The sequence below is a fragment of the Sporosarcina sp. ZBG7A genome, assembly GCF_000813425.1.
Taxonomy (GTDB): domain Bacteria; phylum Bacillota; class Bacilli; order Bacillales_A; family Planococcaceae; genus Sporosarcina.
The window spans coordinates 1-20,852 of sequence record NZ_JWIB01000029.1 but is presented as its reverse complement, the minus strand read 5'-3'; the positions used below and the strand labels follow the sequence as shown (position 1 = coordinate 20,852).

21 protein-coding genes and 1 riboswitch are annotated in these 20,852 nt (G+C 42.8%); of the genes, 20 read left to right on the top strand and 1 reads right to left on the bottom strand.

Annotated features, from left to right (window positions below):
- Window positions 1–3: 3 nt before the first annotated feature.
- The 19 genes from sufD to RL70_RS10750 all read left to right on the top strand — a co-directional run bounded on the left by sufD (window position 4) and on the right by RL70_RS10750 (window position 19,068).
- A complete protein-coding gene (sufD, locus tag RL70_RS10840; RefSeq protein WP_039043411.1) occupies window positions 4–1,311 on the top strand; it encodes a Fe-S cluster assembly protein SufD in 1,308 nt (435 codons plus the stop codon).
- The gene (locus RL70_RS10835; RefSeq protein ID WP_039043410.1) at window positions 1,311–2,531 is read left to right on the top strand and encodes a cysteine desulfurase; all 1,221 of its coding nucleotides are present in this window, start codon (window positions 1,311–1,313) and stop codon (window positions 2,529–2,531) included. Before sufD ends, RL70_RS10835 begins: the two co-directional genes overlap by 1 nt.
- A complete protein-coding gene (sufU, locus tag RL70_RS10830) occupies window positions 2,531–2,968 on the top strand; it encodes a Fe-S cluster assembly sulfur transfer protein SufU (RefSeq protein WP_025782993.1) in 438 nt (145 codons plus the stop codon). The genes RL70_RS10835 and sufU overlap by 1 nt, the downstream gene beginning before the upstream one ends.
- Before the next feature lie 22 nt (window positions 2,969–2,990).
- Entirely contained in the window at window positions 2,991–4,388 is a 1,398-nt protein-coding gene (gene sufB / locus RL70_RS10825; protein WP_039043409.1) for a Fe-S cluster assembly protein SufB, read from the top strand.
- A gap of 128 nt (window positions 4,389–4,516) precedes the next feature.
- Complete coding sequence (locus RL70_RS10820; RefSeq protein ID WP_052245916.1) at window positions 4,517–5,227, top strand: N-acetylmuramoyl-L-alanine amidase; 711 nt, start codon at window positions 4,517–4,519, stop codon at window positions 5,225–5,227.
- A 124-nt stretch (window positions 5,228–5,351) separates the two neighbouring features.
- Window positions 5,352–6,212, top strand: coding sequence for a DUF72 domain-containing protein (locus RL70_RS10815; RefSeq protein ID WP_039043408.1), 861 nt, complete (start codon window positions 5,352–5,354; stop codon window positions 6,210–6,212).
- 2 nt (window positions 6,213–6,214) lie between these two features.
- Window positions 6,215–7,039 carry a sulfite exporter TauE/SafE family protein gene (locus RL70_RS10810; RefSeq protein ID WP_039043407.1) on the top strand — a complete coding sequence of 275 codons (825 nt, stop codon included), beginning with the start codon at window positions 6,215–6,217 and terminating at the stop codon, window positions 7,037–7,039.
- A 2-nt stretch (window positions 7,040–7,041) separates the two neighbouring features.
- Window positions 7,042–8,418, top strand: coding sequence for a bifunctional UDP-sugar hydrolase/5'-nucleotidase (locus RL70_RS10805; RefSeq protein ID WP_039043432.1), 1,377 nt, complete (start codon window positions 7,042–7,044; stop codon window positions 8,416–8,418).
- Window positions 8,419–8,472: 54 nt separating this feature from the next.
- Window positions 8,473–9,240, top strand: a complete 768-nt coding sequence (gene yunB / locus RL70_RS10800; RefSeq protein WP_052245914.1) for a sporulation protein YunB — start codon at window positions 8,473–8,475, stop codon at window positions 9,238–9,240.
- Between the two features lie 54 nt (window positions 9,241–9,294).
- Window positions 9,295–9,475, top strand: a riboswitch (Lysine riboswitch).
- A 134-nt stretch (window positions 9,476–9,609) separates the two neighbouring features.
- Entirely contained in the window at window positions 9,610–11,187 is a 1,578-nt protein-coding gene (locus RL70_RS10795) for a Na+/H+ antiporter NhaC family protein (protein ID WP_039043406.1), read from the top strand.
- A gap of 291 nt (window positions 11,188–11,478) precedes the next feature.
- The gene (locus RL70_RS10790) at window positions 11,479–12,663 is read left to right on the top strand and encodes an ABC transporter substrate-binding protein (RefSeq protein WP_039043405.1); all 1,185 of its coding nucleotides are present in this window, start codon (window positions 11,479–11,481) and stop codon (window positions 12,661–12,663) included.
- Between the two features lie 79 nt (window positions 12,664–12,742).
- Entirely contained in the window at window positions 12,743–13,618 is an 876-nt protein-coding gene (locus RL70_RS10785) for a branched-chain amino acid ABC transporter permease (RefSeq protein WP_039043404.1), read from the top strand.
- A 13-nt stretch (window positions 13,619–13,631) separates the two neighbouring features.
- The gene (locus tag RL70_RS10780; protein WP_039043430.1) at window positions 13,632–14,582 is read left to right on the top strand and encodes a branched-chain amino acid ABC transporter permease; all 951 of its coding nucleotides are present in this window, start codon (window positions 13,632–13,634) and stop codon (window positions 14,580–14,582) included.
- Window positions 14,572–15,348: an ABC transporter ATP-binding protein gene (locus RL70_RS10775; RefSeq protein ID WP_039043403.1), complete on the top strand. Its 777-nt coding sequence runs from the start codon at window positions 14,572–14,574 to the stop codon at window positions 15,346–15,348. The genes RL70_RS10780 and RL70_RS10775 overlap by 11 nt, the downstream gene beginning before the upstream one ends.
- Window positions 15,349–15,350: 2 nt before the next feature.
- Window positions 15,351–16,058: an ABC transporter ATP-binding protein gene (locus RL70_RS10770; RefSeq protein WP_039043429.1), complete on the top strand. Its 708-nt coding sequence runs from the start codon at window positions 15,351–15,353 to the stop codon at window positions 16,056–16,058.
- Window positions 16,059–16,468: 410 nt separating this feature from the next.
- Window positions 16,469–17,398 carry a lipoyl synthase gene (gene lipA, locus RL70_RS10765; protein ID WP_039043428.1) on the top strand — a complete coding sequence of 310 codons (930 nt, stop codon included), beginning with the start codon at window positions 16,469–16,471 and terminating at the stop codon, window positions 17,396–17,398.
- Between the two features lie 6 nt (window positions 17,399–17,404).
- The gene (locus RL70_RS10760; RefSeq protein ID WP_039043402.1) at window positions 17,405–17,764 is read left to right on the top strand and encodes a YutD family protein; all 360 of its coding nucleotides are present in this window, start codon (window positions 17,405–17,407) and stop codon (window positions 17,762–17,764) included.
- A gap of 88 nt (window positions 17,765–17,852) precedes the next feature.
- Window positions 17,853–18,317 (top strand): DUF86 domain-containing protein, encoded by a 465-nt coding sequence (locus tag RL70_RS10755; RefSeq protein WP_039043401.1) that lies wholly within the window; start codon window positions 17,853–17,855, stop codon window positions 18,315–18,317.
- Window positions 18,304–19,068, top strand: a complete 765-nt coding sequence (locus tag RL70_RS10750) for a TIGR01457 family HAD-type hydrolase (RefSeq protein WP_039043400.1) — start codon at window positions 18,304–18,306, stop codon at window positions 19,066–19,068. The genes RL70_RS10755 and RL70_RS10750 overlap by 14 nt, the downstream gene beginning before the upstream one ends.
- A 317-nt stretch (window positions 19,069–19,385) precedes the next feature.
- Here the strand turns inward: RL70_RS10750 and RL70_RS10745 are convergent, their stop codons facing one another.
- Window positions 19,386–19,622, bottom strand: a complete 237-nt coding sequence (locus tag RL70_RS10745; protein ID WP_039043427.1) for a YuzB family protein — start codon at window positions 19,620–19,622, stop codon at window positions 19,386–19,388.
- Between the two features lie 139 nt (window positions 19,623–19,761).
- Here RL70_RS10745 and RL70_RS10740 point away from each other — a divergent pair, with 139 nt between their 5' ends.
- Window positions 19,762–20,826, top strand: a complete 1,065-nt coding sequence (locus tag RL70_RS10740) for an NAD(P)/FAD-dependent oxidoreductase (RefSeq protein WP_039043399.1) — start codon at window positions 19,762–19,764, stop codon at window positions 20,824–20,826.
- Window positions 20,827–20,852: the final 26 nt, after the last annotated feature.

The window sequence follows — 20,852 nt, the reverse complement described above, 5'->3', positions numbered from 1 at the left end:
AACATGACGGTTGAAACTAAATTGGCATTGACCGGAGAAGACGTCCGCTCTTATTCCGCAACTACGGGAGAAGCGAGCTGGTTAACCGATCTCCGCTTGGATGCACTGGGCAAAGTAGACTCACTTCCAATGCCGAAACCAGATAAAACTAAGATTGATAAATGGAACTTCACGGAGTTTCCTGTACATGCTGTTGAAAGCACTGTATATGAGAACCTTAGCGAACTTCCAGACGATGCGAAATCACTTGTAGACGCAGAAAACCAAAAAAACATCTACGTGCAACATAACAACACACCTGCTTTTTTATCGCTATCTGATGAATTGAAAGAGCAAGGCGTTATTTTGACAGATATTTTCACGGCATCTCGTGAACATAGTGATCTTGTAAAGAAATACTTCATGACGGATGGCGTTAAAGTGGACGAGCACCGCCTCACTGCATTCCACGCAGCTCTCATGAACGGTGGCGTATTTGTATACGTACCAAAAAACGTAGAAGTTAAACAACCGATTCAAGTGTTGTTTTTACATGATGATGCACAAGCATCCCTTTTCAACCACGTAATTGTAGTTGCTGAAGCGAATAGTGCTGTCACTTACGTTGAGAACTATCTATCTACAGTCCCTCACGCTGAAGGACTTGCAAATATCATTTCAGAAGTGTTCACAGGCGATAACGCCGTCGTCACTTATGGTGCAGTGGATGTTCTTGCTGAAGGGTTTACAACTTACGTAAACCGTCGTGGTATTGCTGGCCGTGATAGCCGCATTGATTGGGCGCTGGGCTTAATGAACGATAGCAACACGATTTCAGACAACTTGACACATTTAGTTGGCAACGGTTCACGCTGTGATATGAAATCTGTTGTAGTAGGACGCGGAACACAAAAACAAAACTTCACTTCTGAAATTGTCCATTGGGGACTTGACACAGAAGGTCACATTTTAAAGCACGGCGTTATGAAAGATGCTGCTTCATCCATCTTCAACGGTATTGGTAAAATCGAGAAAGGTGCAACACGTTCAAATGCGGAGCAAGAGTCGAGAGTACTTATGCTTAGCGAAAAAGCTCGTGGAGATGCCAATCCGATTCTTTTAATCGATGAAGACGATGTAACTGCAGGACACGCTGCTTCTGTTGGACGCGTAGATCCACTCCAGTTGTTCTACTTAATGAGCCGCGGAATTTCGAAGCAGGAAGCAGAACGCCTCGTCATCCATGGTTTCCTTGCGCCAGTTGTTAGCAAATTGCCAATCGAAGGCGTCAAGAAACAGTTGACGGAGGTCATTGAAAGGAAAGTGCGCTAATGCTGAACAACGACATTCGCAAAGATTTCCCGATACTCGACCAAGAAGTAAATGGGTATCCTCTCGTATATCTTGACAGTGCAGCAACTTCTCAGAAACCACGTCAAGTAATTGAGGCGGTTGCCAACTACTATCAAAATGATAATGCAAACGTTCACCGAGGAGTCCACACACTTGGTAACAGAGCGACAGAAGGTTATGAAGGCGCGCGTGAAACTGTGCGCAAGTTCTTGAATGCTTCGTCAACAGAAGAAATCATCTTCACTCGTGGAACGACAACAGCATTGAATCTTATTGCTCAAAGCTATGGTCGTGCAAACATTAGTGAAGGTGATGAAATCCTCATCACGTATATGGAGCATCACTCGAACATCATTCCTTGGCAGCAACTAGCGAAAGCGACTGGAGCTGTTTTGAAATACATCGATCTTGAAGAAGATGGCACGATAGCACTTGAAAAAGTGAGCGATGCGATGACAGATCGGACGAAGATTGTTTCGATGATGTATGTCTCCAACGTTTTGGGAACGATGAATCCGATAAAAGAAATTACGGAAATTGCTCATGTGCACAATGCAATCATGGTGGTGGATGCAGCGCAAGCAGCGCCCCATCTAAAGCTGGATGTACAGGACTTAGACTGTGATTTCCTTGCGTTTTCCGGACATAAGTTGTGTGGTCCTACAGGCATCGGTGCACTCTACGGAAAAAAAGCGCTATTGAATGAAATGGAACCTATTGAATTCGGTGGTGAAATGATCGACTTCGTAGGACTTTATGATTCTTCATGGAAAGAACTGCCTTGGAAATTTGAAGGTGGGACACCGATCATTGCTGGTGCGATTGGAATGGCGGCGGCTATCGATTATATCGAATCTATTGGACTTGATAATATTGAGAAGCATGAGCACGAACTGGTCGCATATGCAATGGAACAAATGAAGACTGTTGAAGGTCTTGAAATTTATGGCCCACGGGATTCAAGCAAGCGTGCAGGGATTGTCACCTTCAATCTGGACGGTGTTCATCCTCACGATTTAGCAACTGTGTTAGATATGAATGGTGTAGCAGTTCGTGCAGGACACCATTGTTGCCAGCCTCTTATGAAATGGTTGGATGTATCTGCAACAGCACGTGCCAGCTTCTATCTCTACAACACGAAAGAAGATGTGGACCGTCTTGTTGAAGGCCTTCGCATGGCAAAGGAGTATTTTCAATAATGGGAAACGAAAAACTAGATCAGCTGTATCGTTCGGTCATAATGGATCATTATAAAACTCCTCGTAACAAAGGAGTTCTTGAAAGCAGCAACGTTACCATCGATATGAATAACCCTACTTGCGGAGATGTGATTCACTTAACGCTTCAAGTAGAAGACGACATTGTTAAGGATGCTAAGTTTGAAGGAGAAGGATGTTCGATTTCAATGGCATCGGCTTCGATGATGACGCAACTTATCAAAGGCAAGAATACTGAGGATGCAGTAACTGCAGCTCACGCTTTTTCGGATATGATGTTGGGTAAAGATATCGATGATTCTATGGATTTTGGTGATATTGAGGCGTTGACGGGGGTTGCTAAATTCCCTGCGCGTATTAAATGTGCAACACTGCCATGGAAAGCAATGGAGAAAGGAATCGCGAGCGATTCCGAATAATTGAACGAAGGAGGACTATCAAATGGCTAAAAAGATGCCTGAAATTGGCGATTACAAATACGGTTTCCATGACAAAGACGTATCCGTATTCCGTTCTGCACGTGGATTGACAAAAGAAATTGTTGAAGAAATCTCACGTATGAAAGAAGAACCGGAGTGGATGCTGAATTACCGTCTGAAGTCTCTTGAGTTGTTCTATAGCAAGCCGATGCCACAATGGGGCGGAGACTTGAATTCGTTGAACTTCGATGAGATTACGTATTACGTAAAACCATCTGAAGCAACAGAAACTTCATGGGATGAAGTACCAGAAGAAATCAAGCGTACGTTTGACAAACTGGGAATTCCTGAAGCAGAACAAAAATACCTTGCAGGTGTTTCTGCGCAGTATGAGTCCGAAGTGGTTTACCACAACATGAAACAAGAACTGACTGACTTAGGAATTGTCTTTAAAGATACAGACTCTGCACTTCGTGAAAACGAAGAACTATTCAAGAAGCATTTTGGTACAGTAATCCCGAACTCTGATAATAAATTCGCTGCATTGAACTCAGCGGTTTGGTCAGGTGGATCGTTCATCTATGTACCACCAGGCGTTAAAGTGGAAACACCACTACAAGCGTACTTCCGCATTAACTCTGAGAATATGGGACAATTCGAGCGCACACTTATCATCGTTGATGAAGGCGCAAGCGTTCACTACGTAGAAGGCTGTACAGCTCCTGTTTATACAACGAACTCACTTCACAGTGCGGTTGTAGAAATCATCATCAAAAAAGATGCTTACTGCCGTTACACGACGATTCAAAACTGGGCGAACAACGTGTACAACCTAGTAACGAAGCGTGCCGTCTGTGATGCGAATGCAACGATGGAATGGATTGATGGTAACATCGGTTCGAAGCTAACGATGAAATATCCAGCAGTCATCCTTAAAGGTGAAGGCGCTCGCGGTATGACATTGTCAATTGCAATCGCAGGTAAAGGGCAACACCAAGATGCAGGTGCAAAAATGATGCACTTGGCTCCGAACACGTCTTCAACAATTGTGTCGAAGTCAATTTCACAGCACGGTGGTAAAGTGACGTACCGCGGAATCGTTCACTTCGGACGTAAAGCGGAAGGCGCTCGCTCCAACATCGAATGTGATACGCTTATCATGGATGACAAATCTACGTCAGATACGATTCCATACAACGAAATTCTGAACGATAACATTTCACTTGAACACGAGGCAAAAGTTTCCAAAGTCTCTGAAGAGCAGCTCTTCTACTTGATGAGCCGTGGTATTTCTGAACAGGAAGCAACTGAAATGATCGTCATGGGCTTCATCGAGCCATTCACAAAAGAACTTCCAATGGAATATGCCGTAGAAATGAACCGTCTCATTAAGTTCGAGATGGAAGGTTCTATCGGTTAATCAATATATGGTCCCGTACACTTATTCATTTAAGTGCACGGGACTTTTTTGTTTTCTATATCCCTTTATTTATCAGAAGCCTATATAAAAGATGATAAGTTCACTAGGATTTGAAAGGAGAATGGAAAATGGTGAAAATTGTAATCGATGCAGGTCATGGCGTGTTGACTCCAGGCAAACAAACTCCTGACGGTGAGAAAGAATGGATGTTTAACAATGAAGTCCTTCTTGCTGTCCAGGCAAAACTGAAGATATATGATAAAGTTGAGCTCCTGCGAGTGGATGATCCAACTGGTAAGATTGATGTTCCCTTAAAAATACGTACAGATCATTCGAACGCATGGAAAGCTGATGTCTATCTATCGTTTCATCACAACGCCAATACAGGTGTTTGGGGCGACTGGGGTGGGGTGGAGACTTATACGTTTGAGGGGAATGGATCGAATTCGAAGGCTGATAAACTTGCAAAACTCATTCAGCCGAGACTCGTGCGTGCTATGGGGCTGCGAGATAGAGGCGTACGAAAGAAAAATTTGCATGTGCTCCGTGAAACCAAGATGCCTGCTGTACTTATTGAAGGGGGCTTCATGGATTCCCGGACAGATATTGAAGCACTTCGGAATCCACAACGATTGAAGGCTCAAGGCGAAGCTATAGCTGAAGCAGTGATAGCTTATTATCAACTCAAAAAGAAATCGAGCACGACATCTACTATCAATGCCAGCAAGACATTCCGATTAGTAACAGGGACATTTCTATCCAAAGAAGATGCAGAAGTCTCAGCTGATCGTCTAAGGAAGCAACATGGATGGACCGTCTATGTAAAAGAAGAATCCTAACAGCTGACCTTTGCTAAAATGCAAAGGTCGTTTTTTCATCCACACACAGTCCCAAAGTCCAGAAAAACGGATTAGTTATGATATGATGAGGGTAACGGATTGGTACAAGAATGGAGGGCTGTGCATGATTGAAATCGGCTTAACTGGATGGGGTGACCACCCTGATGTGTATGCGCCCTCATCCACAGCGAAAGAAAAATTAATGGACTATAGCGCTCATTTCCCTGTCGTCGAACTCGATGCAACGTTCTATGCGATCCAACCGGAACGAAATATCCGAAAATGGATTAAGGAAACACCAGATCACTTCGGTTTCATCGTCAAAGCGTATCAGGGGATGACGGGACATTTGCGCGGCGAACTGCCGTATGAATCGAAAGAGGAAATGTTTGAGCTCTTTCGGCTTTCAATGGAACCCTTACAAGAAGCGGACAAGCTATCGCTTATTTTAGTACAGTTTCCACCCTGGTTCGATTGTGTCAAAGAGAACGTTGATGAAATACGATACATAAGTAAGCAATTAGAAGGATTCGATATTGGAATCGAATTTCGTCACCAGTCGTGGTATGCAGAAGAGTTCCGTGAAAAGACACTTCGTTTCCTGGAAGAGAATCATCTGATCCACGTCATTGCAGATGAGCCGCAAGCAGGTACGGGAAGTGTTCCTTTCATCCCTTCTGCTACAAGAAGCGACAAAGTGGTCATTCGTCTTCATGGACGAAATGTGGCAGGCTGGCAGAATCCTGGTGGAAGTAGAGAACACTGGCGCAAAGTACGATATTTGTACGATTATACAGATCAAGAGTTAAAAGGAATACAAACAGCCGTTGAGGAGTTAGCGCAACAAACCGAATACGTTGCTGTTATTTTTAATAATAACTCAGGTGGGCATGCTGCAGAGAATGCAAAACGTTTTCAAAAAATGCTTCATCTCTCTTTCGATGACCTGGCTCCTAAACAGCTCGACATCTTTGAGGGGGAATAACGATGGAATATGTTTTGCTAATTGTTATTGGAATGCTTTCAGGAGTGGTTGGTTCACTCGTAGGACTGGGTGGAGGTACAATTTTTGTCCCTGTCACGATATTAGTCGGAATTGACTTAGGTTGGATTCCGCACGTGACTCCCCAGACGATTGTAGGCATGTCTGTCATCATGATGGTGTTCAATGGGCTGTCTTCGACTCTGTTCCACATGAAGGCCAAAACCGTGGACTACAGGAGTGGATTCATCTTCTTCGCGGGTAGTGTCCCAGGAACAATCTTAGGGGCATTTTTTAATAAGAGTTTGGATTTAGGTTCCTTTAACTTATACTTTGGCATGTTACTAATATTTTTAGCGGCTCTACTACTCGTCAAAAAATATTTGAAACCAATCAATTGGTTTGTGAATCACGGCAAAGAAATTACATTCACAGATCCACAAGGTGAAACCCATGTGTATGGGTATCCGATCTGGTTTGCCATTCTGCTGACATTTGTGATTGGCTTAATGTCGGGCTTATTCGGAATTGGTGGCGGTGCAATGATCGTACCAGCTATGCTCCTACTATTTTTATTTCCGCCGCACGTTGCAGTCGGTACATCGATGCTTATGGTATTTTTGTCTGCTCTCGTCAACTCAGGGACTCATATTTATCTGGGTCACGTCCCTTGGCTCTATTCACTCGCAGTCATTCCGGGTGCTTATATCGGAGGAACACTCGGATCCATGTTAAACAAGAAGATGAGTTCTGAAACGCTAGTTGTAGTGTTACGCGTGCTCTTACTATTATTCGGGATTAATTCAATTATTGATGGGATTTGGGGATGACAATGAACGCTAGAAAATCAGAAACCATTCATATTTATCATACAAACGACATTCATAGTCATTTTGACAATTGGCCGGGTATCAGTGAATTCTTATTGGATAAACGAATTGAACACGAACAGGACGGAGAGTCTTGTTTTGTTTTCGATCTTGGTGATTTCGTAGATCGATCTCATCCATTTACAGAAGCGACTGAAGGAAGAGGGAATATTGAGCTATTGAATCGTGCCAAATATGATGCAGTGACGATAGGAAACAACGAAGGGATTACGTTATCACATGAGGCATTAGAAGAATTGTATGTAGACGCACAATTTGAGGTGGTTGTTGCAAACCTGAAGAATCGCGATGGCAGCGAGTTGGAGTGGGCTGTTCCATATACGTGCTACACGACGAATAGTGGCGTGAAACTGGCTGTGATAGGGGCAACTGCAGTATATGAGTTATTCTATGACAAGCTTGGTTGGTCGATTCAAGAACCTCGCCAATTGTTGACGGATCTTGCTTCAGAGTTAAGCCATTCAATGGATTGCGTCATTTGTCTCTCTCATCTTGGAGTGAATGAAGATCGTCTTTTAGCTACGGAAACATCGGATATCGATGTGATCTTAGGCGCACATACTCATCATTTGTTCGTTCGAGGTGAGGTTGTTGAAGACACATTGTTAGCTGCGACAGGAAAATTCGGACAGTATGTAGGACATGTCACTCTCACACTGGAGAATGGTCAGGTTGTAGATAAGAAGGCAACTGTCATACAGGCAGACGAACTTGAAGTAGAAAAACGTGAACTCAAAGCTGTGCAACAGATGATCACTGAGGGAACGCAACTGTTGGATGAAGAAGTTTTTACAACGCCTATTAGTCTTGGGCAAAATCTATTTGGGCCGAGCCCGCTCTCCGACATTTTCGGTCAAGCACTACTCGCCTATACGAAAGCGGATTGCGGATTGTTTAACTCGGGGATTTTCCTTGGCCGCCTTCATGAAGGCGTTGTCACGAAGAGAGATTTACACCGTATTCTTCCACATCCGATCAATGCATGTGTCATCACTGTAACCGGACGTGCTTTAAGGGAGTATTACGAGATTTCGTGCCATCCTGATTGGGCGCGTACTGAAGTGAAGGGACTTGGATTCAGGGGAACAGTGATGGGCGTTATGATCCATGTGAATCTGAAGATGAAACAAGATATTCTCTATATGGGGGATGAAATCGTCGAACCAGCTAGAGAGTATAGGTTAGCAACTCTTGATATGTTTACATTCGGTTTCTTTTATCCGAACATGAAATTAGAGAAAATTGACTATCTCGTTCCGGAACTCATTCGTGATATTTTTGGAGGGTATGGGGAACAGCATTTTGGAACAACTTCATAACAAGTAATAAGCGACTCTTCCTCTTCATATTGTGGAATAGGGAGGCGTCGCTTTTTGAAATTTCACATGCAAGTCCCTAAGAAACGAAAACCGAAAAGAAGATGGCTTAAGCTCATCATCCCAGCACTTCTTTTAACGATAATCGTAAGTTTTTTCTATTTAAATATGAAGTTGAAGCCAGTTTACATGAACTATGCTGAAGTTCAAACACGTAAAATTGCGGCACACGTCATCAGTCAAGCCATTCAATCGAGGTCAACAAGTGTCTTGGATGCGAACGATGTCCTCTTGAATATCCCTAACGATTCTAATGAGACGGTTACACTAAAAGTCGATGCAGAAACCATTAATCAGGTTATGGCCGAGATGCATCAGTTGGTTGAAGAACACTTGGACCGTGCAGAGTCCGGAGATCTTGAAATGTTACCGCAAAGTGATGGGATCAAATTCGATACTGAAGAAATGGAGAAGCATGGAGGCGTCGTCTTTTTCGTTCCAATCGGTCAAGTTGCAGATATTCCGCTTCTCGGGAATTTAGGACCGAAGATTCCAATCAGGTTTCATATTGTAGGAGATGTACATGCGGACGTTGATACAAAACTAACAGAATATGGCATCAATAATGTCTATATGGAAGTGAATATGGAATTGACGGTGAATGTCCAAATTATTATTCCAATAGCAACTAAACAAAGTACAGTTGTTCAGCAAATCCCGATTGCAATCGGGATCATCCAAGGGGTCGTTCCACAAATCTATACGAAGGGGGGACAGAGTCCAGCGAATATAGAAGTTCCGATGGAAGATATTAAGAAACCATAAGTCACCTTGCATGTTCTTTCGATTATTGTTATGATTAGAAAGTAATAACGTAATCGATAGGGTAGAGGCTGCATTGTTTAAAAGTACCGCATGCGAGAGAGACATCGTAGACCATGCGTGAAAGGAAGCATTGCCGAAGTCTGATGGAACGTCAATTCCATGAGGTTGGGGTCATTTCGAAAAGGGATGGCACTGTCAGGGACAGCTATATCGTCCATGATGAGCTACAATCGTCAGTGAGATAACGAAAGTGATTATCAAACAAACGACATGTAGACAGCCGGTACCCGGTCCACTTGAAAAGAGTGAAACGGGCACCGGCTTTTTTGTTTCCCCGGTTACATTAACAAATTGAAGGAGGAGATTGGAATGATTGGAACTTGGTTATCGATACTGCCACCAGTGATTGCCATTGTTATGGTGCTCACGACAAAGCGGGTGTTACTTTCACTCGGGGCAGGAATTTTGTCCGCTGCATTACTAGTCGCTTCCTTTGCACCAGTGGAAACATTGACGCAGTTAGGGAAAGCGCTCATCGTCTCATTTTGGGCAGATGGGGAATTGAATACGTATAATATTTTCATAATGTTATTCATACTAATGTTAGGTGTTATTACGGCACTTGTTAGTCTATCAGGAGGAAGCCGCGCTTTTGCAGAGTGGGCTGTAACTCGAATCCAAACTCGCCGAAGTGCAAAACTCCTGACGATGATATTAGGAATTGCAATCTTTGTAGATGACTATTTTAACGCACTTGCGGTCGGTCAAATCGCACGACCGATTACAGATCGACATAAGATTTCTCGTGCAAAACTCGCGTACTTCATCGACTCGACGTCCGCGCCTATCTGCGTGATTTCACCTGTATCGAGCTGGGGAGCGTTCCTAATCGGACAACTAGCAATCATTCTTGCAACTACTGCTACAGTCAACTACTCACCGATAGCAGCGTTTCTAATGATGGCGCCGATGAACTTTTATGTAATTGCTACATTAGCGATGGTATTCTTCTTTGCTTGGACGAATATCGACTTTTTCGCCATGAAAGATCATGAAAAACGTGCAGAAGAAAAAGGAGAGCTTTTTGATCCTGAAAAAGAGATTCCTGGACAATTAAAAGATGAGTTCCCTGAACACTCTCATGGACGAGTGAGAGATCTAGTTGCACCAATTGTTTCACTTGTTGCTGTGACATTGACATCGATGGTCATTACAGGGATACGGATTGGTGGAGAACTGAATATATGGTCAATCTTTGAGAATATGGACGTTCCATTGTCGTTAGTAATTGGTGGTGTGGCAGGTACTCTGATTGCAATTATTCTTTATGCAAGTCAGTTCAAGGTCAACAAAACGGCTTCAACAGGTCTAATTGTTCAAGCATTTGTCAGTGGAGTCAAGGCTATGATGCCTGCAGTACTTATTCTTATTCTGGCATGGTCACTTACTCACTTGATCGATATTTTAGAGACTGGACTATTCTTATCTGAAGTAGTTTCGAAGTCCAACATTCCCGTTGCCTTCCTACCAGTTGTACTATTTGTTTTAGCTGGTTTAATGGCATTCTCCACAGGAACGTCTTGGGGATCGTTCGGCATCTTACTTCCGATTGCAGGAACAATTATGGTAAACGCAGCTCCAGAGTTACTGTTGCCAGCATTATCTGCTGTCCTTGCAGGTGCAGTGTTCGGTGACCACTGTTCACCAATTTCAGATACGACAATTCTTTCATCTACAGGAGCAGGTAGTAACCACATCGATCACGTCTCCACACAATTGCCGTATGCACTTATGGCTGCAGGTGTTGCGACTAGTGGATACATTGTGCTTGGATTAACTGGTTCGATTTGGATTGGTCTAGTGGCAGTAATTATTATTCTAGCGGCATTGTTTACTGTTTGGAATGTGAGAAATTCAAAAAAAGCTGTTAGCGTAACAGCAGAATAAGCAAAAAAAGGTATTCCTACTTAGTTGTGAGGAATACCTTTTTTGTATGTTGAAAAATTTTAGTTACTAGGAAATTAGCATTAGTTCCCACTATCTAGAGGGTAGAAGTGACGGGAACCGAAACAATTTGACGATCTAGTAATAAGATTATGAAAATTTGTATAGACTGAATTGGAAGTTTGTTTTAGAATAGGGATACAGAAAGAAAAGAAAGGGTGCGGGTGTCTCCACTCGGACTAATGCAATCCTTTCTGTTGTGATTTCAGAATAGTTTGATAAGGGGGAAGAGAAATGAAGTTTAAAAGAGCATGGAGTTTACTAGCAGCGATGACGCTTGGCGTTGGTCTCCTAGCGGGTTGTTCTCAAGGAGGAGATGATGGGGCATCCGGATCGAAGGATGGCGATGTAATTAAAATAGGGGTGAACCTCGAACTCTCAGGAGCAGTTGCTTCATACGGAACATCCGAAGCGGATGGCATTCAGCTCGCTGTCGATGAAATCAATGATGATGGTGGAATCGATGGCAAAAAAATAAAGATCGTTAAAATTGATAATAAGTCAGATGCAGCTGAAGCGACAAACGCAGCGATTAAATTGACAACGCAAGAAAAGGTAGTTGCTATTATCGGAGCGGCGACTAGTGGAGCAACTGTTGCCCAAGCCCAAATTGCAAACGACAATAAGACACCACTTATCAGTCCATCTGGAACAAGCCCAACAGTTACTGTAAACGAAAAAGGAGAAGTAAATGAGTTCGTATTCCGTACTTCATTCATCGACCCTTTCCAAGGAACGGTAGCAGCAAACTTTGCAGCAAATGACTTAGGTGTAAAAAATGTTGCAATTTTCTCTGATAACGCAAGTGACTATTCAAAAGGTCTCGCTTCTTCATTCAAGAAGGACTTTGAAAAAGCGGGTGGGAAAATTGTTGCGGAAGAATCATATGTTGCAAAAGACTCTGATTTCCGTTCAACATTAACGCGCATCAAGTCAGCGAATCCGGAGTTCATCTTCATCCCGGGTTATTATGAAGAAGTTGGTCTTATAGTTAAGCAAGCGCGCGAAATGGGCATTGACGTTCCATTGATGGGTGCTGACGGATGGGATTCTCCAACGTTGCTTGAACTTGCAGGAGCAGATGCTCTAAACAACACGTTTACAACGAACCACTATTCTTCTGACGACCCAGATGGCGCAGTTAAAGCGTTCAGTGATAAGTTCAACGAAGAATACGGCAAGTCTCCGGATGCGTTTAATGCACTTGGATATGACACAGTGTACTTGTTGAAAGATGCAATCGAGCGAGCAGGAAGTGTGGACTCTACAAAAATTAAAGACGCACTTGCTGAAACAGATGGACTTGATCTTGTAACAGGTAAATATTCAGTGGATGAAAACCACCACCCGATTAAATCGGCAACGATCCTTGAATACAAGGATGGCGAGCAAGTGTTCAATACGAAGGTGAATCCTTAATTTCATGAGGGGTGGGGAGCTCTCTCCCTGCCTTCTTTTTTTGGATGAAAGTCAGATGAGGAAAAAGGAGTGGGACTTCATGGAATGGCTACAGCAACTCATCAACGGTATTTCATTAGGCAGTATTTATGCGCTTATTGCGCTCGGTTATACGATGGTTTACGGCATTATAAAGTTAATCAACTTTGCTCACGGTGAAGTGTTCATGATCGGTGCATTCATTGGATATATCTCCATTGCAGGATGGGGGCTAGGCTTTTTCCCAGCACTCTTAATCTCGATGGCGGTTTGTGCGGTGATTGGAGTTGTCATTGAACGCATTGCATACAAGCGTTTACGGAATGCAACACGAATTGCAGCGTTAATTACAGCAATTGGTGTATCGCTTCTTATACAAAATGGAGTCATCTACTTCAGAGGTGCACAACCAGCGGCCTATCCTCAAGTGTTTGCAAACAAGTCATTTAACCTATTTGGTGCTCAAATTAGTACACAGGCAATCCTCATTTTATCTGTATCTGTAGTGCTCATGCTTGTCCTGCAGTTCATTGTACATAAGACAAAGATCGGAAAAGCGATGAGAGCTGTGTCGTATGACGCTGAAGCCGCAAAACTAATGGGCATCAATGTAGACAATACGATTTCAGCTACATTCGCAATCGGGTCAGCACTTGCTGGCGCTGCAGGAGTCATTTTCGGAATTTACTATACGAAAATTGATCCATTGATGGGCGTTATCCCAGGTTTGAAAGCGTTTGTCGCAGCTGTACTCGGTGGAATCGGAATTATTCCTGGAGCAGTTGCAGGTGGACTTGTACTAGGTGTAGTCGAAACGGTTGTTAGCGCACTTGGATTCTCCTTGTGGCGAGATGCTGCGGCGTTCATCATTTTGATTTTAATCTTAATCTTTAAACCTTCTGGCATCTTCGGTAAAAACACAAGAGAGAAAGTGTAGGTGAATTGAAATGATGAAAAAGTCTAAGCAGTTTTGGGTCTTTGCCGTTTTAGCGATTGCGATCTATGCTGCTGTCCAGTTCATGATCAGTGGTGGATTCTTAAATAATTTCTATTCCAATACACTGATCTTCATGGGGATCAATATCATGCTGGCAGTTAGTTTGCACTTGGTCATCGGTATTACGGGGCAATTCTCACTTGGGCATGCTGGTTTCCTGGCAGTCGGTGCTTATGTATCCGCAATTATGACGATGAAACTGGACCTGCCATTCTTTGCAGCGATTCTCATTGCAGGGATTGCTGCAGCCCTTGCTGGACTCGTCGTTGGAATTCCAAGCTTGCGGTTACGCGGTGACTATCTAGCCATTGCAACCCTTGGATTTGCAGAAATAATTCGAATCATATTCCTGAACATCGATTATGTTGGCGGAGCGGCTGGCATGCAAGTAACGCACTTAACGACATGGACATATACATTCATATGTCTTTTCGTAACCATTCTAGTCATCGTGAACTTTACGAATTCGAGGCATGGTCGAGCATGTATCGCTGTACGTGAAAATGAAATTGCAGCTGACGCAATGGGCATCAATACTACGTATTATAAGGTTCTCGCGTTTGCAATAGGATCGTTCTTTGCAGGTGTTGCAGGTGCGTTATATGCACACAACTTTTACATTATCCAACCTGCAAACTTTGGATTTTTAAAATCGATTGATATTTTGATCTATGTAGTTCTTGGAGGACTCGGCAGTCTATCAGGTGCGATTGTTGCGACAATCCTACTTACGGTCGTTTCGACATTCCTCCAAGACTTCCCTGAAACACGGATGATTATTTACAGTCTTGTCCTAATCATCGTAATGTTATACCGTCCAAAAGGGTTGATGGGTAAAATGGAAATCACAGACTATTTGAAGTTGTGGATGCGTCCGAAAGGGGGAAGCCAGCATGAGCAATGATGTATTGTTAGATGTGCAAAGCGCAGGCATCCAATTCGGAGGGCTAAAAGCAGTTTCAGGATTTAATATGAAAATCAATAAAGGTGAATTGGTTGGACTAATTGGCCCCAATGGAGCGGGGAAAACAACTAGTTTCAACTTACTGACAGGTGTATACGTTCCGACTGAAGGCGAAATTTTCTTTGATGGTAAGAAAATCAACGGACTTCCACCTTTTAAAGTTACTCGTTTAGGGATGAGTCGTACATTCCAAAATATCCGGTTGTTCAACGAACTTTCTGTCCTGGATAACGTGAAAGTTGCTTATCATTCACTTGCAAATGACTCTGTTTTGAGTTCAGTACTAAGACTCCCTTCATATTTTAAAAACGAGCATGAGATGGAAAACAAAGCGATGGAATTCTTGAAGATATTCGAACTCGATAAATATAAAGACGAAACCGCAAAAAATCTTCCGTATGGGAAGCAGCGCAGACTGGAAATTGCTAGAGCACTTGCAGCAAATCCTGATCTGTTGTTGTTAGATGAACCTGCAGCTGGCATGAACCCTTTTGAAACGAAAGAACTGATGGATCTCATCGCCTTTATCCGGAAGCAATTCGGATTGACGATTCTTTTAATCGAACATGATATGAACTTGGTCATGGGGATCTGTGAACGAATTTACGTTCTTGACCACGGTGTTCTGCTAGCTGAAGGTTCACCTGAAGAAATCAGGAACAATCCAAAAGTGATTGAAGCGTATTTAGGGGAGGAAATTGTATGAGCATGCTGAGCATCCAAGATTTAAACGTCTACTACGGCAGCATCCATGCATTAAAAGGAGTTTCATTGGAAGTAAATGAAGGAGAAATCGTCACTCTTATTGGTGCTAACGGTGCAGGGAAGAGTACATTGCTGAAAACGTTATCTGGCCTACTAAAGCCAAAAGAAGGTACTATCCATTATCAGGATTCTTTAATAAGTGGTAAACCTGCTCAATCCATCGTGAAAATGGGGGTTTCCCAAGTACCAGAGGGGAGACGGGTTTTCGCGGATATGACAGTAGAAGAGAATATTGAACTAGGTGCCTACTTGAGGAAAGACAAAGCTGAAATCGGGAAGGATTTCAAGAAAGTTTATGGCATTTTCCCTAGATTGTATGAACGACGTAAACAAACAGCAGGTACACTTTCGGGTGGTGAGCAGCAAATGCTTGCGATGGGAAGAGCGATTATGGCTCGTCCTAAGTTACTTCTATTAGATGAGCCATCTATGGGACTCGCTCCACTCATGGTCAAAACAATATTTGAAACGGTTAAAGATATTAGTAAGGCAGGAACGACGATTCTGTTAGTTGAGCAAAATGCCCACATTGCACTTTCAATTGCGGATCGCGGATACGTGATTGAAACAGGTCGGGTCATTCTGTCAGGAACTGCAGCTGAATTACAAGCAAGTGAAGAAGTGAAAAACGCCTATTTGGGCGGTCACTAAACAACTGAATTATCTAAAGAAAAGCGTCCGATTTACGGGCGCTTTTCTTGTTACAACCCTTTAGATATCAAGTTGTTCGCTTTCTGAATATATGTTACATTATTGGAAGTGGGGAAAACAGTAAACGTTTAACTAAATTCAGCAATAGTCTTCCTCTTCTATAAATAGCGGTATGAATGCAAACTTTTTTCTTTTTTGTGGGGATAAAATTGGCTGAATTAAGTTAAAGGATGGCAACCTAAGTGCCCACATCCTGTGGCACAGGTTGCATGACCGACATCGTGTCGGCTCGCGGGTGTCACAGATTTTTAAGGGAGCTTTTCGAGCTTGCTCGAAAAAATCTGGACGCAATGATGCCGAGGCACAATTGATATGGAATGGAGCTGAAGACTTTGTCTTGCAAACCAGGGGTGGACAATAAAAAAGAGCATATCCGTAAACCGGATTGGCTTAAGATTAAGTTGAATACGAACGAAAACTATACCGATTTAAAAAAGTTGATGCGTGAAAAAAATCTTCATACAGTCTGTGAAGAAGCGCGTTGCCCGAATATCCATGAGTGCTGGGGAGAGCGCCGAACGGCTACATTCATGATTTTAGGGGATACTTGTACTCGTGCCTGCCGTTTTTGTGCCGTTAAAACAGGATTGCCAACAGAGCTAGATTTAGCAGAGCCGGAGCGCGTGGCAGATTCAGTTGCACTGATGAATTTAAAGCATGTCGTTGTGACTGCAGTAGCACGGGATGACCAAAAAGATGGTGGATCTGGTGTGTTCGCAGAAACAATCCGTGCGATTCGTAGAAAAAATCCATTTGCAACAGTCGAAGTACTACCTTCTGATATGGGAGGAGAGTATGATAATATTAAGCGATTGATGGATGCAAAACCGGATATTTTGAATCATAATATTGAAACGGTTAGACGGATGACGCCTAGAGTACGTGCACGCGCTAAGTATGATCGATCTTTAGAGCTGCTTCGTCGTGCAAAAGAAATGTATCCTGAAATTCCTACTAAGTCTTCGATTATGCTAGGTGTGGGCGAGACATGGGAAGAGATTTTAGAAACAATGGATGATTTGCGTGCAAACCAAGTTGATATTATGTCGATTGGTCAGTACTTACAACCGAGTAAAAAGCACTTAACTGTACAAAAATATTACACGCCAAAGGAATTCAAAGAACTCTTTGAGATTGCGATGAGTAAAGGTTTTTCGCATTGCCAATCAGGCCCGCTCGTTCGTTCAAGCTATCATGCTGATGAGCAAGTGAATGCAGCGGCGAAAGAACGTCAACGTAGAGGCGAAGAGATGCTTGAATCCTTGACTGTGAAAGGCTGAGTCGACATGACAGAACGACTAATTACGTTGGATCAGTACGAATTTGAGATTATCGTTAACTTCCGCGAAGGTTTTGACAGCGAAGCACTGATGAGTCGTTACAGTGAGATCCTGTTGAAATACGATTATATTCTCGGCGACTGGGGATATGGACAACTCCGTCTTAAAGGATTCTTTGAGGATCGTAACGCGAAAGCGACTTACGAAACGAAAATTAGCACGTTGCAAGATTACTTATATGAGTACTGCAATTTTGGGTGTGCCCATTTTATATTGAAAAAGGCAGGGAAAGTGAAGAAGGAACAAGCGGATGCTGATGCGAAACAGGAATCACCTGTTGCAGAAGAAATTCCACAAACTTCATAAATCCTTTCCATTCGGACGTCTTGGAGAATTCTCTGTGACGTCTGTTTCTGCATGTTCTTGACACGAAGACATTTGAGGAGGAATTAGCATGTATTTTATCGACCGAAAAAAAATTAGTGAGACGCTCGCTTATATGGAAGAACTTCTTGCGCAATTTTCAAGTGAGTCTAACTGGCAAGATAGCACGTTGAAGACGTTGGCACTTGAACGAATCGCACAAAATATCATCGAGTCCATTATAGATGTAGGGAACTCCATGATTGATGGGTTCATCATGCGCGATCCGGGAAGTTACGAAGACATTGTCGACATTATGGAAGACGAAAAAGTGATCAATAAAGAGATGGAACAACCACTTAAACAAGTAATTGAATTACGAAAAATGCTCGTTCGTGACTTTATGAAAGTAGATTTAATGGAAGTAGAGAAAACTATTACAGCAAGCTACTCTTCACTCGAAAAGTTTCCAAGCTGTGTATTAACGTATTTGGAAAACGAATTGGGGCCGGTCTCTGCATTCCTTCCAGAGGATTCACCTCATGGAACGATATAAGGCGATTTGCTTGGATCTGGATGGCACTGTTTATAAAGGAAGCCAAGCAATCTCAGAGTCGGTTACTTTCATCCGAACGTTACAGCATTCAGGAATCGAGCCTTATTTCATAACGAATAACTCTTCCCGTACAGCGCAGGAACAACAGAAAAAACTGAAATTGCTCGGTGTTGAAACGACAGAGCAGCAAATCATGACATCTGCGATTGCCAGTGCTAAGTATTGTGCACAACATTATCCCGGGAAGACAGTTCAAATGATTGGTGAAACTGGATTACGTGAAGCGTTATTAGACGAAGGCATTAGACTTGTCGAAGCTGACGGTGACATTATAATCATGGGAATTGATCATGAAATTACATATGATAAATTAGCTACGGCTTGTTTGTCTATAAGAAAGGGCGCACATTTTCTCGCAACTAATGGAGATCTCGCGTTGCCTAACGAACTTGGACTGGTACCTGGCAACGGCGCATTCATAGAACTTGTAAAAGCCTCAACTGGAGTTACACCGACGATACTCGGAAAGCCTCAATCCTACATGCTAGAATTCATCCAACAACAAAGTGGAGCGAGCAAAGAAGAGATGATCATGATCGGTGACAATTATGAAACGGATATTCTATCAGGCATTCGTTTCGGCATCGATACGATCCATCTCCAAGGCGGCGTCACATCACTTGAGGAAGTGTTGTCTAAAGCCGATGCTCCTACTTATATGTTTAATACACTTGCCGAATGGAATAATTGAGCGTTCTATTTTTCAGAATGAAAAATTTATATATTACGGGGATTTAGTTGTTTGTAGTAGAAGGCGGCGACTCTGGAGGGATCAGCGAAGGTCGAAGACCCCGCAGGAGCGGTAGCGACGAGGAGGCTGAGATCAAGCCCCTCGGAAAGCGTCCGCCTGGAGCGAAAAACAACGGCACTTGGTCTAATCATTTGATTCAACTATATAACTAGTATTAATATAGTCTTTTATTAATTTGAAATAACTGTGTGTGCCAATAGAATACAACAAAAGGACTTGCCCATTAACCCGGACAAGTCCTTTCGTATTTTCCTATTTTAAAAGAGAGGATTCTCTTCTATGAACTCGTAAATCTTCTCTGTCAGCTCAGCGGGTGTATCCGCTTCTACGACTTCTCCGTTCACTAGAGCATACAGTGACTCTGCACACTTCGTGCAATAACTAAGACAACCATATTCCAAGACATCCAGATTCGGATCCTTCTCAAGTGCTTCTAGTGTCTCTTGAGAACCATTGGCTAAATTACTAATGCAAAACTCAACTATCGGGTTCACACCCATCACCTCACCTTGTACGATCGTACTCTTTTTTTCTTTAACCGTCAAAGCCCTTGCCTTATTGTGAAGAACGTCACATACTGTTATACTCATACGTGAGGAAAAAACGGAAATCTCTCAGATAAAGGAGACTATCATGAAAAAATTACTATTATTAGGTGCCGGTTACGGTAATATGCGAATTTTACTGCGAGTACTGAATAACTTACCAACTGATGTTGAAGTGACACTTGTAGATCGCACATCCTTCCATAGTTTAAAGACAGAATTCTATGCACTTGCTTCAGGTACTGTACCAGATAGCGAAGTGCGTGTTGCACTACCGACACATGAACGTTTGAAAGTAGTTGAAGGTGAGATTGCAGGAATTGAAGTCGGAGAAAAATGTGTCTTACTTACAGATGGAAGACAGCTAGACTACGACCAACTTGTCATCGGCCTAGGTTGCGAAGATAATTATCACGACGTGCCAGGTGCTGACGAATTTACGTACAGCATTCAAACAATTGGTCAATCTCGTGAAACGTACAAAAAGCTTTTGAATTTAAATGGCGGCGCGACTGTTGGGATTGTCGGTGCAGGTCTAAGTGGCATCGAACTAGCAAGTGAATTGAGAGAAAGTCGTTCAGACCTAAATATTAAATTATTTGACAGAGGCCCGCGTATTTTGCGTGACTTCCCGGAACGTCTGAGTAATTACATCCAAAGTTGGTTTGCCAAAAATGATGTGGATGTCATTGCAAACTCAAATATTACAAAAGTTGAAATGAATCTACTTCATAACCACGAGGACCAAATTGCTGTAGATGCAGTAGTATGGACAGCTGGCATTCAACCGACTAAAGTAGTTCGGGAATTAGATGTTGAAAAAGACAAATCAAACCGCATTGTGTTGAATCAGTACCATCAGATTCCGGGCTTTGAAGATGTATATGTCGTAGGGGACATCGCTGCACTTCCTCATGCACCTAGTGCCCAGTTAGCAGAGGGACAAGCGGAACAGATCGTTACTGTACTCAAACATACTTGGAATGGTGAAACCTTGCCAGAGACGATGCCTGAAATCAAGCTAAAAGGATTTATGGGGTCTCTCGGTAAAAAACAAGGATTTGCATACTTAGCAGATCGCACGGTAACAGGACGGATTGCACGACTGTTGAAATCTGGAGTTCTCTGGATGTACAAATGGCATAATGGCTGAGTAAATCAAATAAAAGCGTGTAAGGC